Below are 14,298 nucleotides of genomic sequence, written 5' to 3'. Positions count from 1 at the left end.
GAGCGTGGATCCGTCCGAGATCGAGCACATGGCCCTGGCCGAAGCGCTGTTCCTGCTGAACTACGCCGACCAAGCCGGCTAGCGGACCGAGCCGGGAGACCTAGAACTCGCGCTGGTCTTCCGGCTCCACCACGGTGAATTCCGTACCAGCCGGACCCATTTCGGCGAACCGGCCGAAGTAGATGCCCTGCGCCGCCTGCTCGATGATGCCGTAGTGGATGGGCAGCGCGGTGCGCGGTGCGACCGCGCGCAGGTAGTCCACCGCCTCGCTGAGCTTCATCCACGGCGCGGCGGCCGGCAGCGCGAGCACGCCGACCGGCACCGGCGGCACCCACAGCGAGTCGCCGGGATGCACCAGCTCCGCCGGGTCGTCGGCGGTGCCCAGCTGGAAAACTGTGTTGTCGATGACCGGAATCTCCGGGTGGATCACCGCGTGCCTGCCGCCGCCTCCGGTGATCTGGAGCTCGCCGAGGGCGAGCACGTTGCCCGCGTGCACCGCCTCCCACTTCTCCCCGCGCTGCTGCGCGGTCTGCGGGTCGGACAGCAGGCGGGCACCGGGATTCGCGTCGACCAGCGCCTCGATCCGGTTCGGATCGATGTGGTCCGGATGCTGGTGGGTGATCGCGATGGCGTCCAGATCGGTGAGCCCCTCGAAGCCGTGCGAGAAGGTGCCCGGATCGAAGAGCACCTTCTTGCCGTGTAGCTCGACGAGCAGACAGGAGTGGCCGAAGTGAGCTATGCGCATTCCGCCATGCTATTGCGCCACCCGGAGTCGGGCACGTCCGCCGAAACAACTACGCTGCTCAGGTAACCCCCCCACCACCACATGAGGAGCAACGCGTGGCACGAGTCGTGGTCGAGGTGATGCCGAAGGCCGAGATCCTGGACCCCCAGGGACAGGCCATCGTCGGTGCGCTCCCGCGCCTGGGATTCGAGGGCATCTCGGATGTACGGCAGGGCAAGCGATTCGAACTCGATGTCGACGACAGTGTCGGTGACGCCGAGCTCGAGCAGATCGCGGAGGCACTGCTGTGCAACACCGTGATCGAAGAGTGGAAAGTCACGCGGCTGTCATGAGCGCCCGCATCGGAGTCATTACTTTTCCGGGGACGCTCGATGATGTCGACGCGGCCCGCGCGGTGCGCCTGGCCGGCGCCGAGGCGGTCAGCCTGTGGCACGCGGACGCCGATCTGAAGAACGTCGACGCGGTGATCGTGCCGGGCGGCTTCTCCTACGGCGACTACCTGCGCGCGGGCGCCATCGCCCGGTTCGCGCCGGTGATGGGCGAGGTCGTGCGCGCCGCCAAGACCGGCCTGCCGGTGCTCGGCATCTGCAACGGTTTCCAGGTGCTATGCGAAGCGGGGCTGCTGCCCGGCGCACTGACCCGCAACGAGGGCCTGCACTTCATCTGCCGGGACGAATGGCTGCGGGTGGAATCGGCGTCGACGCTGTGGACCTCGCGCTACGAGGCCGGTGCGCAGATCCTGGTCCCGCTGAAGTCCGGTGAGGGCCGCTTCCAGGCCTCGACCGCCGTGCTGGACGAGCTGGAGGGCGAGGGCCGGGTGGTCTTCCGCTACGCCGGCGACAACCCGAACGGTTCGCAGCGCGGCATCGCGGGCATCGCGTCCGCCGACGGCCGCATCGTCGGCCTGATGCCGCACCCCGAACACGCCACCGAAGCACTGACCGGCCCGAGCGACGACGGCCTCGGCCTGTTCCTCTCGGTGCTGGACACTTTGGTCTCCGCGTAACCACCACGGGCCGCACACTTTTCGATCCACCGCGCCATTACCTGCGCGGGAGGTCGGAAAGGGTGCGGCCTCGCGCATTCGCGCTCGCAAGCGCTCCTTGCGGCCTCGCGCATTCGCGCTCGCAAGCGCTCCTTGCGGCCTCGCGCATTCGCGCTCGCAAGCGCTCCTTGCGACTCAGGTAATTCTGGCGACGATGTCGAACCGGACGCCGTTCGCGCGTGCGATGTAGCCGTGCTGAATCGCCTGGTTGCCCTGGAACGCGCGCTGCCCGCCGGGGGTCTCCAGCAGCACGCCGTGGTCGATCGCGCCCAGCACATCGGGCACCCGCAGCGAACCCACCGCGTGCGCCAGTCCGGCCAGCGTGTGGATCGCCTCGTAGGTCATATTGCTGAAACTGGTCAGCGCGGGCGCGAATTCGCCGTGCAGCTTGCGATAGCGGTCGACCCGGTCCCGGCCGTCCGAGGTGTGCTCGTCGATGAAGAAACTCGACGCGACATAGAAGTTGTGATTGGCGCTCGCGCCGCCGGCCAGTAACACGTTCTCGTCGGCCGCGGGGCTGATCCGCAGCTGACTGGCCGCCCGTCCGGTCGCCGCGAACTGCCGGTTGAACCGGGACACGTCCGCGCCGACCATCAGGATCACCACGCCGTCGGCCTTGTCCAGCGCCGGGTGGGACAGGAAGTCGCCGAAATCGGGGGCGCCGAGCGGCACGAACCGCTCCAGCACCACGTCAGCGGCGTCGGCCAGGCTGTTGCGGATCGCCTTGGCGGACTCGCGCGGCCAGATGTAGTCGTTGCCGATGACGGCCCAGCGGCGGATGCCGTGCTCGCGGGCCAGCCAGTGCAGCGCGGGCAGGGTCTGCCCCGCCGGGTGCTCGCCGAGCATCAGGACGCCGGGTAGTTCGTCCGGCAGACCCTCGTGTCCGGTGGCGAATAAATAGGGCACCCGGCTGGCCGTCGCCTTGGCCACCACTCGGCGCACCGCGGAGGTGTGCCAACCGGTGATCGCGTCCACCATGCCGGTGGCAAGCAGCGCGGAAACCTCGCTCGCCACCTCGTGCGGCGGGCGGCCGCCATCAATATTCGTAGTACGAATTTCGCGACCGAGAATTCCTGTGCCCCGGTTGATTTCGTCGACGGCAAGCGAAATCGCCGCGTCGCAGGAGGGGGCCACGATACCGCCAGGTCCCTGCATCGGGACTATGTTCAGGATCTCGATAGTGCCCTCTGGGCTCTCGCCGAACGCCGGCATTCGGTACTCTTCTTCTCGTTAGAGCGAAATTCATGGCAGGCAGGAATAACAATGACGACCATTGTAAGCGGATATTCGACGCTGCATGGTGCGCTGCGTGCCGCGGAACGCGGTTGGCTGCGTCACTTGGACGCCGCACTGTGTGCCAGGCAGCTAACACCCGACCAGTGGTCGATGTTGTCGAATCTCTCCAGTGAGACCGGCATCACCATGAGCGAGCTGGCGGCCAGGTCGCAGCTAGCCCCGTCCTCGGCCACCAGGCACGCGGACTACCTGGCCGAGCGCGGTTTGATCTTCCGATTGGCGGCGCAGGACGACCGCAGGCGGATTCTGATCGGGCTGAGCCGGCTCGGCGCCGAACTGGTTGCTTCGGTGCGCGCCGAGGAGGCGCGGGCGGAGCAGGAACTGCGGTCCCGGATCGGCGCGCGCCGGTACGCGGAACTGATGCGTTTACTGGAACTTGTTTCCACGAACCCGGAGTAGTACGGATTCACCGGACGAATGTCCCGAAAGTCCGATCTGTCGGTGATCGACGGATCGGACTGTTCGTTCTTTAATTCTGCGCGGAATTGATTGATCATGAACTGCGCGACGTATCAGAAGCGTAAACCTTTCTGATTGTGCGCGATGATCGCCGAAGTTGCCCGCGCGGCGCGGTCCGCGCCGCCGATCCGGCCGGCTGTTCCGGCGTCCCGTAGTGCGTTCTGGCGCTCATTGTCGGCCGCCGGACAAATCCGTTCACTCCTGCGCTTTTGCGTAATGCGCGGGATGGATGGTATGGGGGTTGTCCGGTGGGGCCGCGTTCGATGGATTTGCTTGCGCCGGTTGAGCATTCGGCTGGTCGGTCGATCGTCCAATTCGATTATCGAGGATTGGCGTCCAATTAAATTCGCCGCCCACAACGGGGGTGTCCCGGTGAATTTCCCGACACGCCGGGTCGGATTGCCCTTTGTTCCTTGACAGTTGGCATGATCACCAACGCTAAGTCATCCATGGATCGACCTACTATCAGGAGGAACAATGCTGCTGCCCGTGGTTGGAAGTATGGCCGGTGCCGCTGTTGCCGCGCTGACCGTGATTCTCGGCATCATCATCGCGGTCATCTAAGTTTCCAGCTGACCGAGTTCGTCAAAAGCCTCCGATGTGAGGCAACGTCGGCTACTTTCTGATATGTCGAGGAAGTCGACAGTCTGAAATCGACAGTGGCAAGCCGTCACTGGTCGATCAAATGGTTCGACCTACTATCAGGAGGAACAATGCTGCTCCCCGTTGTTGGAAGTATGGCCGGTGCCGCTGTTGCCGCTCTGACCGTGATTCTCGGCATCATCATCGCGGTCATCTAGCTCCCCGAGCTGATCGATCGAGATCACGAAGCCGCCTCCGCAGTGAGGCGGCCTCGGCCGATTTTCTTATCGGCCGCGAATGTTCTACAGTCTCCACTCGGCAGTTGGCGTCCTCGCTACTGCACGATCAATTGATCCACCGACAAACAGGAGAAAAAATGCTGCTCCCCGGTGTTGGTAGTTTCCTCGGTGCTGCTGTTGCGGCCCTCGGCGTGATTCTGGCGATCATCATCGCCGTCGTCTAAATCGGTCGGCTTCGGCCAACTGAGTTCTGCATGCCTCCACGGTGAGGCGAAACCTCGGCCGAGTTACCGAGGTCGAGGCAGTTAGACAGTCTGATCACCAAGCTCGACCGACAAACAGGAGGAACTGTGCTTCTGCCCGGTGTTGGTAGTTTTCTGGGTGCTGCCGTTGCGGCCCTCGGCGTGATTCTCGCAATCATCATCGCCGTCGTCTAGCTAGAAACCCTCTCCGGCCTGCTGCGATCGAGATCGTGTCGGATGCTCCGCAGAATCGAGCGTCCAACTGGCAGTCTCCGAGCCGGCCATTCACAAGCCACACATTGGCAATGATCGCCACTGCTCGTTGCAGTGGATCAATCCATAAACAGGAGGAAGAATGCTGCTCCCCGGTGTTGGTAGTTTTCTCGGTGCTGCTGTCGCGGCCCTCGGTGTGATTCTGGCGATCATCATCGCGGTCGTCTAGTTTGCACCCGCCCGGCTGGGCCCCTGCCTAGCTGGACAGATCGAGATCGTGCCGGACGCACTGCAGGCGTCCGGCACGATCTCGTTTTTGTGTGTATGCCCCCTGAGGAACGGTCGCGAATCTGGCTAGCGCGCCTCTCGCCCATTTCGAAAAAGCTTGCCGCCCTGTCGGACAACTCCGTCCACCCCCTGCCGCGCATCCCCGCCGTCCGCGTACCTGCCTGCCCCGCACAGCAACTCGCACCCCGCAACGCAAAGGAGGACCGGGCGGCCGCGGTGCGGGCCTTACCCGGTCCTCCAGGACCGTTCAGCAGCTGGTGGGTAGCGGTTTAGGCAGGCAAGCCCATGCCGCGCGCGAGCACCGGCCAGGACGCCTTCAGCTCGTCCTGCCAGTAGCCCCACGAGTGCGTGCCGGAATCGCGCAGCGCGTAGGTCGCCGGGATGCCGAGTTCGTTCAGCCGCGTCCGCAGGTTCTGCGCGCAGTTGTTGGTGGCCGCCTCGATCATGCCGCCGATGATGATCTGATTCGCCAGCCCGCTCACGCCCGGCTGGGTATGCGGGCCGTCCAGGGTGTCGTAACGACCCGGCAGGCCATTGCCCGAGGAGATGTAGAGATCCGTGCCGCGCAGACCCTCGGCGTTGATATAGGGATCATTGGCGAGCCATTCCGGTGATCCGGTCGGCCCCCACATGTTCTCGTGGTTCGCATTGCCGTATCCGTCGACCACGAATTTCACGAACCGGGAACCGAGCGGATCGCTGGTCTGGGCGCAACCGCTGTAGGCGGCGGCGGCTTTGTAGAGACCCGGCTTGGCGATCGGCAGGGCGAGCACGGTGGTGGCCGAGGTGGAGATGCCTGCGATGGAATTCACGCCATTGGTGCCGAGGGCCGCGTCGATCAGCGGGGGCAGTTCCTCGGTCAGGTAGGTCTTCCACTTGTTGCGCCCGAGTACCGGGTCATCCTTGATCCAGTCGGTGTAATAACTGAACATGCCGCCGATCGGCAACACCAGGTTCACGTTTTTGTCCGCCATGAACTCGCGGGCGTCGCTTTGCGCCTGCCAGGAGGCGATGTCGATCCCGCCGCCCGCGCCGCTCAGCAGATACAGCGCGGGGCGCGGCACCGAAGTATCGGCGGGCAGTTGGACCTCGACCGGAAATGTCTTGTCCATTGCCGCGGAGTAAACCTGAAGTCGGATATTGCGATCGTCCATGGACTCTGTGCCGGTTATCCGGGAACCGTCCGGAGAACTGACCGTGGTGTTCACGAGTTTCGCATCGGCGCTCGGATCGGCCGCGGCCGTCGATACACCCAGTGTGGTCATAGCGCAGGCGATCAGTCCGGACGCCGCGATGGTGGCTACGGAACGTGATCTGCGGGAGTTGTGCGCTTCTGCGTTTACGCTCCAATTCATAGGACAAGCTTTTAGCACGTCGCAAGTACGGTTCGTGCGGCGACACGATGTAATGTCCGAATTACGTAGAATTGCTTACGAACTGGTCAGTTGGCATGCGCCGGTATCGGTTGCCGCCATGCGGCACAACGATGTTCGACGCGCCAACGAACCCGGACCCGTCCGTACGGAAACAATTCGAGCGATTCGCCCATGTCCGGCAGGCAAATGGACCTCGGCGAATCCGGTATGAACGTGCGCTTACCGGACGTGGCCGGAGGTCCGGGTAATTGCTTGGGTACCATCACCGCCGGGGTATTCAGCCCCGAACATCCGATCGAGCTCTCCGAAGGGTGAATTCATGAAGATGCTCAACCCGCGTTACGCCTTCGCCTCCCTCGCCATCAGCGGGATGGCCGCAGGTGCTTCGTTGTTCGGAACGGGAATTGCGTCCGCGGATATGATCGGCGATCTCGCGCCGCTGCTCACCTCGCAGTGCTCCTTCACGCAAATCGACGGTGCGATCCACGCGGAACTGCCGGACATGGCCGCGCGCCTGGATGCCTCGCCGATGCAGAAGGGCATGCTGAAGATGGCCTACGAGGTCGCGCCGGAGATGCGCGCGAACACGCTGCAGCAGCTGGTCGGCCAGAAGATGACCAACGGTCTGGACCAGGCGCTGGGCGAGAGCCCGGACCTCGGCGCCAAGATGGGCCGGGTCGGCGCGACCTGCGACACGTACGCCAAGTAGTACGGCTCCACCAGTAGTACCGAGCAGCAGCCGGATGACTTAGCAACCGGATGACTTAGCGGATGACTTAGCAGGTAGTAGGTGGGCAGGTCGGCGTTCGCGCCTGGCGGGAACGCCACCGGCCCTGCCCTGATCAGCACCTTCCGTGCACAAGATCACCGGACCCTAGGATCGCAGCATGCCCGTTTCCACCACTGCTGCCACGGCCACCGGGTTGTGCGCGTTCATCGATGAGTCGCCCTCGCCCTTCCACGTCTGCCGCACGCTGGCCGCCGAACTGGATGCCAACGGCTTCACCCGGCTCGACGAGTCGGCGCCGTGGCCTGCGGACGGCCCGAGCAAGCACTACGTGGTGCGCGGCGCCTCGCTGATCGCGTGGGCGACGGCGGACGCCGCGGGGGTGACCCCGTTCCGGGTGGTCGGCGCGCACACCGACAGCCCGAACCTGCGGGTCAAGCAGCATCCGGATCTGACCTCGGCCGGCTGGCAACTGGTCGGCCTGGAGCCCTACGGCGGCGCGTGGCTCAATTCCTGGCTCGATCGCGAGCTCGGCCTCTCCGGGCGGCTCAGCGTGCGGGACGGAAACACGGTGCGGGAGCAGCTGGTTCGCATCGACGAGCCGATCCTGCGGGTGCCGCAGCTGGCCATTCACCTGTCCGACGACCGCAAGGGCGTCACGCTGGATCCGCAGCGGCACGTCAACGCGGTGTGGGGCGTGGGCCGCGAGCCGCGCTCGTTCCTCGCCTTCGTCGCCGAGCACGCGGAGGTCGACCCGGCCACCCTGCTCGGCTGGGAACTGATGACGCACGACCTGGCGCCGAGCCGGATCATCGGCCGCGACCAGGACCTGGTCAGCGCGCCCCGGCTGGACAACCAGGGCACCTGCTACGCGGGCCTGCACGCCTTCCTCGCCGCGAGCGCGGAACCGGGCGCGGCCATTCCGGTGTTCGCCACGTTCGACCACGAAGAGGTCGGCAGCCAGTCCGATCGCGGCGCCCAGTCCGATCTGCTGCCGACCGTGCTGGAGCGGATCGTGCTCGCCCGCGGCGGCGACCGCTCCGAATATTTTGCGGCGCTTGCCGGTTCGGTCTGCGCGTCCGGCGACATGGCGCACGCGACGCACCCCAACTACGCCGAGCGGCACGAGCCCGCGCACCGGATCCAGGTGAACGGCGGTCCGGTGCTCAAGGTGAACCAGAACCTGCGTTACGCCACCGACGCGGTCGGTGCGGGCGCGTTCGCGCTGGCCTGCGCGCAGGCGGGAGTTCCGTTGCAGCGCTACGTGCATCGCGCCGATCTGCCGTGCGGGTCGACCATCGGGCCGATGACGGCCGCCGGCACCGGCATGACCACGGTCGACGTGGGCGCGGCCCAGCTGGCCATGCATTCGGCGCGCGAGATGATGGGCGCCGCAGACGTTGCCGCCTATGCCGCGGCGCTGGCCGCTTTCCTCACGCCCGCCGTCACCGGGTGATAGGTCGCCACCGCGATGACGAACACCGCGAGCGTGGCGATCACATAGCTGCTGCCGATGAGCTGCTGCCACCAGGCCCAGCCGAGTTCCTTGTCCTCGGAGTGCGGCAGCAGCCATTGCGGCCCGACGATGAACATGACGGTCAGCAGGCCGACCGAGCCGAGGAACAGTGGGCTGCGCCGGCCGCGCACGATCGCGTCCGCGGTCACCACCAGCGCGGGCGCGATCCACACCCAGTGGTGCGACCAGGACACCGGCGAAACCAGCAGCACCGCCGCGGCATTCACCATCAGCGCGGCCACGTTCGCGCCCGCCTCGATCAGCCTGCGCATCCAGATCGCGGCCAGCCCGATCGCCACCAGCGACAGCGCGATCCACAGCACGGTGGCCACCGAGTCGGCGACGCCGAGCCGGAAGGTCAGGCCCTTGATCGACTGGTTGCCGGCGAAGTACGGCGGGCCGATCCGGCCGGTGTCGGCCAGGGTGTGGAACCAGTATTCGGCCGAATCACTCGGGAACAGCAGGAAACCCAGACCCACCGCGCCGATCGCGGAGACGACCAGCGTGCCCGCCGCCTTCCAGTCCTTGCGCAGCAGGAAGTACAGCAGGTACCCGCCGGGGATCAGCTTCACCGACACGGCGATGCCGATCAGCATGCCGCGCGGCCAGAACGGCTTGCGCACCAGGCAATCCAGCGTGATGGCGGCCATCAGCACCAGGTTGATCTGGCCGAAACCGAAGGTCTGGCGCAGCGGTTCGAACGTCTGCAACAGCGCGACCGCACCGATCACGATGGTCACGGCGGTGACCCGGGGCAGCTCGGGCCGGATCCGCGCGAGCACCACCCACAGCGTCGCGCCGAGGCTGGCCAGCGAGGTCACCAGGACCAGCACCTCGGCCACCGGCAGCGGGATCAGCGCGAGCGGCGCGAAGAACAGCGCGGCCAGTGGGGGATAGGTGAACGGCAGTCCGATGCCCGCGACCGGCGGCATCGGACCGTACAGCTCGCCGTCGTCCAGCCAGACCCGGGCGCCGTTGCGGTACACCTGTAGATCGATGTAGCCGGACCACCAGTGGACCAGGAGCGAGAGCACCGCCGACGCGGCGAACAGGCCGATCGCGGCCAGCAGCCAGCGCAACTGCGCGCGCGAGAGCGGAACGCGTCCGGACGCGGTCGCTTCGGCGGACACACCGCCGGTCAGGTTCTTCGAGGCAACCGGCTCAGCGGAATCCGCAACCCCCGATCGTTCGTTCACGGGCCCAGAGTATCTGTGACCGGTGGTGTGACCGGCGTCGGCGCGCGCGTCCCGCGGTGCGGCCTGTGACCTGGCGCACAGGAATCCGGCGAACCGGGCGGGATGCCGATGCGCCACGGTGCCCACCAAAGGTCACAGCTAAACTTCCAGGCGAATCCCCAGCTTCGCGCTCCCGGCCCGAAAGGACCTCTGACGTGATCGGGTCAAGCGCGGAGGAGGCAGCGCAGCGTAACCACGTAGCGCGCCCGATCATGTCGAAAGGACGCTGTATCCCGTGACTTCGCAGGTCGACACCGTCAGCGCAGCCGCAGCAACTCCCGACGTGCCGCAACCCTATAAAGAGCTGGGTCTGAAGGACGACGAGTACGCCCGCATCAAGGAAATTCTCGGCCGCAGGCCGACCGACGCCGAACTGGCGATGTACTCGGTGATGTGGAGCGAGCACTGCTCCTACAAGTCGTCGAAGGTGCACCTGCGTTACTTCGGCCAGACCACCACCGAGGAGATGCGCTCCTCGATGCTCGCCGGCATCGGCGAGAACGCGGGCGTCGTCGACATCGGCGACGGCTGGGCGGTCACCTTCAAGGTGGAAAGCCACAACCACCCGTCCTATGTCGAGCCGTATCAGGGCGCGGCCACCGGTGTCGGCGGCATCGTGCGCGACATCATGGCGATGGGTGCCCGGCCGATCGCGGTGATGGATCAGCTGCGCTTCGGCGCGGCGGACGCGGCCGACACCCGGCGCGTGGTCGACGGCGTGGTGCGCGGCGTGGGCGGTTACGGCAACTCGCTCGGCCTGCCGAACATCGGCGGCGAGACCGTGTTCGACCCGTCCTACCAAGGCAATCCGCTGGTGAACGCGCTGTGCGCGGGCGTGATGCGGGTCGAGGACCTGCACCTGGCCTTCGCCTCCGGCACCGGCAACAAGATCATTCTGTTCGGCGCGCGGACCGGCCTGGACGGCATCGGCGGCGTCTCCGTGCTGGCCTCGGACACCTTCTCCGGTGACGAGTCCGGCACCGGCCGCAAGAAGCTGCCCAGTGTGCAGGTCGGCGACCCGTTCACCGAGAAGGTGCTCATCGAGTGCTGTCTCGAGCTGTACGCGGCCAAGCTGGTGGTCGGCATCCAGGACCTCGGCGGCGCCGGGTTGTCCTGTGCCACTTCCGAACTCGCGGCGGCCGGCGACGGCGGCATGCACATCGACCTGGAAAAGGTGCCGATGCGCGCCACCGGGATGAACCCGGCCGAGGTGCTCTCCAGCGAATCGCAGGAGCGCATGTGCGCGGTGGTCACCCCGGAGAACGTGGACGCGTTCATGGCGGTGTGCCGCAAGTGGGACACCCTGGCCACGGTGATCGGCGAGGTCACCGACGGTGACCGCCTGGTCATCACCTGGCACGGCGAGACCGTGGTCGACGTGCCGCCGCGCACCGTCGCGCACGAGGGCCCGGTGTACGAGCGCCCGGTGCAGCGTCCGGACGAGCAGGACGCGCTGATCGCGGACAGCACCGACAAGCTGACCCGCCCGAAGACCGGCGACGAACTGCGCGCGACGCTGTTGCGGATGCTGGCCAGCCCGCAGCTGTGCAGCCGCAAGTGGATCACCGAGCAGTACGACCGCTACGTGCGCGGCAACACCGTGCTCGCCGAGCACGCGGACGCGGGCGTCATCCGGATCGACGAGGAGACCGGGCTCGGCATCGCGCTGGCCACCGACGCGTCCGGCCGCTACACCAAGCTGGACCCGTACACCGGCGCGCAGCTCGCGCTGGCCGAGGCCTTCCGCAATGTCGCCACCACCGGCGCCACCCCGAAGGCGGTCACCAACTGCCTGAACTTCGGTTCGCCGGAGGATCCGGGCGTGATGTGGCAGTTCCAGCAGGCCGTGCGCGGTCTCGCGGACGGCTGCGTGGCGCTGGGCATTCCGGTCACCGGCGGCAACGTCAGCTTCTACAACCAGACCGGACAGACCGCCATCCTGCCGACCCCGGTGGTCGGCGTGCTCGGCGTGATCGACGACGTGCACCGGCGCATCCCGACCGGGCTCGGCCTGGAGCCGGGCGAGACGCTGATCCTGCTCGGCGACACCCGCGACGAATTCGGCGGATCCATCTGGTCGCAGGTCGTGCACGATCACCTCGGCGGCGTGCCGCCGGTGGTCGACTTCGCCCGCGAGCAGTTGCTGGCCGAGGTGCTCACCGCGGGTTCGCGCGACGGCATGATCAGTGCCGCGCACGACCTTTCGGAGGGCGGACTGATCCAGACCGTCGTCGAGGCCGCGCTGGCCGGCGAAACCGGCTGCCGGGTCCTGCTGCCCGAGGATGCCGATCCGTTCGTCACGCTGTTCTCCGAGTCGGCGGGGCGCGTGCTGGTCGCGGTGCCGCGGTCGGAGGAGACCCGGTTCACCAAGATGTGCACCGCCCGCGGCCTGCCGTGGACGCGCATCGGCGTGGTGGACCAGGGCACGGACTCGATCGAGGTGCAAGGACAGTTCTCCGTCCCCATGGACGAGCTGCGGGCCGCGCACGAGGGCACGCTGCCGAAGTTGTTCGGGGCAAGCGCAGTCTGATGACGCCTGAGGCTGAAGCGGTCTCACTGCGTCTGGCCGGTGGTGCCGGCGAAATCGTCGGCACCGTCGAGCGTTTCTTCCGCCCGAACTATGTCGGGCTGGTCGTTGCCACGCTGTTCTTCTCGTTGTCGCTGACGCCGTCGCTGCTGCCCCGGGATTGGCTGTTCGAGGGGCTCATCGGCGGGGTCAACGCGGCCATCGGATACGGCGTGGGCTGCCTGCTGGAGTGGGCCTTCCGCAGCTGGGTCCGGCCGCGCGTACCCGCCTCCGTGACAAAGGTTTTCGCCGATCTGCCCACCTGGGTGCCCGGTGTGTTCAAAGCGGTCGTGGTGGTCGCCTGCGTGGTGGTCGCGATCGTGATGCTGATCCAGTCGGCGCGCTGGCAGCGCGAGATCACCGAGCTGATGGGCATGGACGACACCACGACCACCGGCTTCCTGCGCACCGGTGCGCTGAGCGCCGCGGTGATCGCGCTGGTGATCGGGGTGTTCCGCGCCGTGCGGTGGCTGGTGCGCTGGGTGGCCGGCGAGCTGACCGAGTGGGTGCACATCCCGCGAAAGTTCGCGCTGCCCATCGGGTTTCTGATCGTCACCATCCTCGCGGTCACGGTGTTCAACGGCGTGCTCGCCAAAGGCTTTTTCGCGGTGGCGAATTCGGCGTTCAGCGTGCGCAACAGCCACACCTCGCCCAATGCGGTCCAACCGCAGCTGCCGGAACGCTCCGGCAGCCCGAACTCGCCGGCCAAGTGGGAGACGCTCGGCTCGGAGGGCCGCTGGTTCGTCTCCTACGTGCCGACCGCGGACGACATCGCCAGGGTCACCGGCAAACCCGCGCGCGAACCGATCCGGGTCTACACCGGACTGGAATCGGCGAACGGCCCGGAGGCGCAGGCCGAACTGGCCGTCGCCGAACTCGAGCGCACCGGCGCGTTCGACCGGAAGGCGTTGGTGGTGGTTACCACGACCGGCACCGGCTGGGTCGACTCGACCAGCGCCGAATCCGTCGAGATGATGTACGGCGGCGACACCGCGATCGTCGCCACCCAGTACTCGTATCTGCCCAGCGTGCTGTCGTTCCTCTCGGACAAGGCCAAGGCGACGCGCATGGGAAAGCTGGTGTTCGACAAGGTCTATGAGCACTGGTCGGCGCGCCCGGCCCAGTCCAGGCCGAAGCTGCTGGTCTACGGGGAGAGCCTCGGCTCGCAGGGCTCGGAGGGCGCGTTCAACGGCCTGGCGGACCTGCGCACCAAGGCCGACGGGGTGCTGTGGGTCGGGCCGCCCAACTCGAACCGGCTGTGGGGCGAGTTCGTCGCCCGCCGCGATCCCGGCTCACCCGAGGTATTGCCGACTTACGCGGACGGCTTGGTGGTGCGCTTCGCCGACGGCCGCGGCGACCTGTGGCAGCCGTCGAGCACCTGGCTCACGCCGCGCATCGCCTATCTGCAACACGCGTCCGATCCGGTGGTCTGGTGGTCGCCGGATCTGCTGTTCAACGAGCCGGATTGGCTGCGCGAGCCGCGCGGCTCGGACGTGTCGCCGACCATGGCGTGGTATCCGATCGTCACGTTCTGGCAGGTCGCCGCGGACCTGCCGAACGCGCAGGGCGTCACCGACGGGCACGGCCATCGCTACGGCACGCTGGTGCTCGACGCCTGGGCCGCGCTGGCCGAACCGCCGGACTGGTCCGCGGACCTGTCCGACCGGATCCGAAACTACTTGGAGCAGTCCGCGGTTCGGGAACGCTCGCTCAAATGAGTTGGTAGGACGCGGTCCTGGGCGGACCTGGACCCCTCGTGCACCGGGCCC

At 66.8% G+C, this 14,298-nt stretch carries 12 protein-coding genes; 8 read left to right on the top strand and 4 right to left on the bottom strand.

Going from position 1 to position 14,298, the window contains the following annotated elements:
* Positions 1 to 100: 100 nt before the first annotated feature.
* Entirely contained in the window at positions 101 to 745 is a 645-nt protein-coding gene (locus tag AB0M22_RS36385) for an MBL fold metallo-hydrolase (RefSeq protein ID WP_364736616.1), read from the bottom strand.
* 95 nt (positions 746 to 840) lie between these two features.
* Here AB0M22_RS36385 and purS point away from each other — a divergent pair, with 95 nt between their 5' ends.
* A complete protein-coding gene (purS, locus tag AB0M22_RS36380; protein WP_150403849.1) occupies positions 841 to 1,077 on the top strand; it encodes a phosphoribosylformylglycinamidine synthase subunit PurS in 237 nt (78 codons plus the stop codon).
* Positions 1,074 to 1,751, top strand: a complete 678-nt coding sequence (gene purQ / locus AB0M22_RS36375; RefSeq protein WP_364736613.1) for a phosphoribosylformylglycinamidine synthase subunit PurQ — start codon at positions 1,074 to 1,076, stop codon at positions 1,749 to 1,751. The genes purS and purQ overlap by 4 nt, the downstream gene beginning before the upstream one ends.
* Positions 1,752 to 1,925: 174 nt before the next feature.
* On the opposite strand, the gene AB0M22_RS36370 is transcribed toward purQ, so the two are convergent.
* On the bottom strand, positions 1,926 to 3,002 hold the full coding sequence (locus tag AB0M22_RS36370; RefSeq protein WP_364736611.1) for a substrate-binding domain-containing protein: 1,077 nt from the start codon (positions 3,000 to 3,002) through the stop codon (positions 1,926 to 1,928).
* A 51-nt stretch (positions 3,003 to 3,053) separates the two neighbouring features.
* Between AB0M22_RS36370 and AB0M22_RS36365 the strand changes: the two genes are divergently transcribed.
* Complete coding sequence (locus AB0M22_RS36365) at positions 3,054 to 3,485, top strand: MarR family transcriptional regulator (protein WP_150403852.1); 432 nt, start codon at positions 3,054 to 3,056, stop codon at positions 3,483 to 3,485.
* A gap of 964 nt (positions 3,486 to 4,449) precedes the next feature.
* Positions 4,450 to 4,590, top strand: coding sequence for a hypothetical protein (locus tag AB0M22_RS36360; protein WP_364736608.1), 141 nt, complete (start codon positions 4,450 to 4,452; stop codon positions 4,588 to 4,590).
* 788 nt (positions 4,591 to 5,378) lie between these two features.
* On the opposite strand, the gene AB0M22_RS36355 is transcribed toward AB0M22_RS36360, so the two are convergent.
* On the bottom strand, positions 5,379 to 6,374 hold the full coding sequence (locus AB0M22_RS36355; RefSeq protein WP_364736606.1) for an alpha/beta hydrolase family protein: 996 nt from the start codon (positions 6,372 to 6,374) through the stop codon (positions 5,379 to 5,381).
* 430 nt (positions 6,375 to 6,804) lie between these two features.
* On the opposite strand from AB0M22_RS36355, the gene AB0M22_RS36350 reads away from it, so the two are divergent.
* Positions 6,805 to 7,194, top strand: coding sequence for a hemophore-related protein (locus tag AB0M22_RS36350; RefSeq protein WP_364736604.1), 390 nt, complete (start codon positions 6,805 to 6,807; stop codon positions 7,192 to 7,194).
* A 178-nt stretch (positions 7,195 to 7,372) separates the two neighbouring features.
* Positions 7,373 to 8,668, top strand: coding sequence for a M18 family aminopeptidase (locus AB0M22_RS36345; protein ID WP_364736602.1), 1,296 nt, complete (start codon positions 7,373 to 7,375; stop codon positions 8,666 to 8,668).
* On the opposite strand, the gene AB0M22_RS36340 is transcribed toward AB0M22_RS36345, so the two are convergent.
* Complete coding sequence (locus AB0M22_RS36340) at positions 8,620 to 9,924, bottom strand: glycosyltransferase 87 family protein (protein ID WP_364736600.1); 1,305 nt, start codon at positions 9,922 to 9,924, stop codon at positions 8,620 to 8,622. The two genes, AB0M22_RS36345 and AB0M22_RS36340, sit on opposite strands and share 49 nt — an antisense overlap.
* A gap of 274 nt (positions 9,925 to 10,198) precedes the next feature.
* Between AB0M22_RS36340 and purL the strand changes: the two genes are divergently transcribed.
* Positions 10,199 to 12,493, top strand: coding sequence for a phosphoribosylformylglycinamidine synthase subunit PurL (gene purL / locus AB0M22_RS36335; RefSeq protein ID WP_364736598.1), 2,295 nt, complete (start codon positions 10,199 to 10,201; stop codon positions 12,491 to 12,493).
* On the top strand, positions 12,493 to 14,247 hold the full coding sequence (locus AB0M22_RS36330; protein WP_364736596.1) for an alpha/beta hydrolase: 1,755 nt from the start codon (positions 12,493 to 12,495) through the stop codon (positions 14,245 to 14,247). Before purL ends, AB0M22_RS36330 begins: the two co-directional genes overlap by 1 nt.
* The last annotated feature ends 51 nt before the right edge of the window (positions 14,248 to 14,298 follow it).

This window comes from Nocardia sp. NPDC051756 (genome assembly GCF_040681495.1).
Taxonomy (GTDB): domain Bacteria; phylum Actinomycetota; class Actinomycetes; order Mycobacteriales; family Mycobacteriaceae; genus Nocardia.
The sequence above is the reverse complement of the archived record's forward strand: the minus strand, read 5'-3'. Positions and strand labels throughout refer to the sequence as shown.

Bases quoted from the DNA above. Each gene is read 5' to 3' on its own strand.
- AB0M22_RS36385 (WP_364736616.1), bottom strand. From the start codon at position 745: ATGCGCATAGCTCACTTCGGCCACTCCTGTCTGCTCGTCGAGCTACAC.
- purQ (WP_364736613.1), top strand. From the start codon at position 1,074: ATGAGCGCCCGCATCGGAGTCATTACTTTTCCGGGGACGCTCGATGAT.
- AB0M22_RS36370 (WP_364736611.1), bottom strand. From the start codon at position 3,002: ATGCCGGCGTTCGGCGAGAGCCCAGAGGGCACTATCGAGATCCTGAAC.
- AB0M22_RS36365 (WP_150403852.1), top strand. From the start codon at position 3,054: ATGACGACCATTGTAAGCGGATATTCGACGCTGCATGGTGCGCTGCGT.
- AB0M22_RS36355 (WP_364736606.1), bottom strand. From the start codon at position 6,374: ATGACCACACTGGGTGTATCGACGGCCGCGGCCGATCCGAGCGCCGAT.
- AB0M22_RS36350 (WP_364736604.1), top strand. From the start codon at position 6,805: ATGAAGATGCTCAACCCGCGTTACGCCTTCGCCTCCCTCGCCATCAGC.
- AB0M22_RS36345 (WP_364736602.1), top strand. From the start codon at position 7,373: ATGCCCGTTTCCACCACTGCTGCCACGGCCACCGGGTTGTGCGCGTTC.
- AB0M22_RS36330 (WP_364736596.1), top strand. From the start codon at position 12,493: ATGACGCCTGAGGCTGAAGCGGTCTCACTGCGTCTGGCCGGTGGTGCC.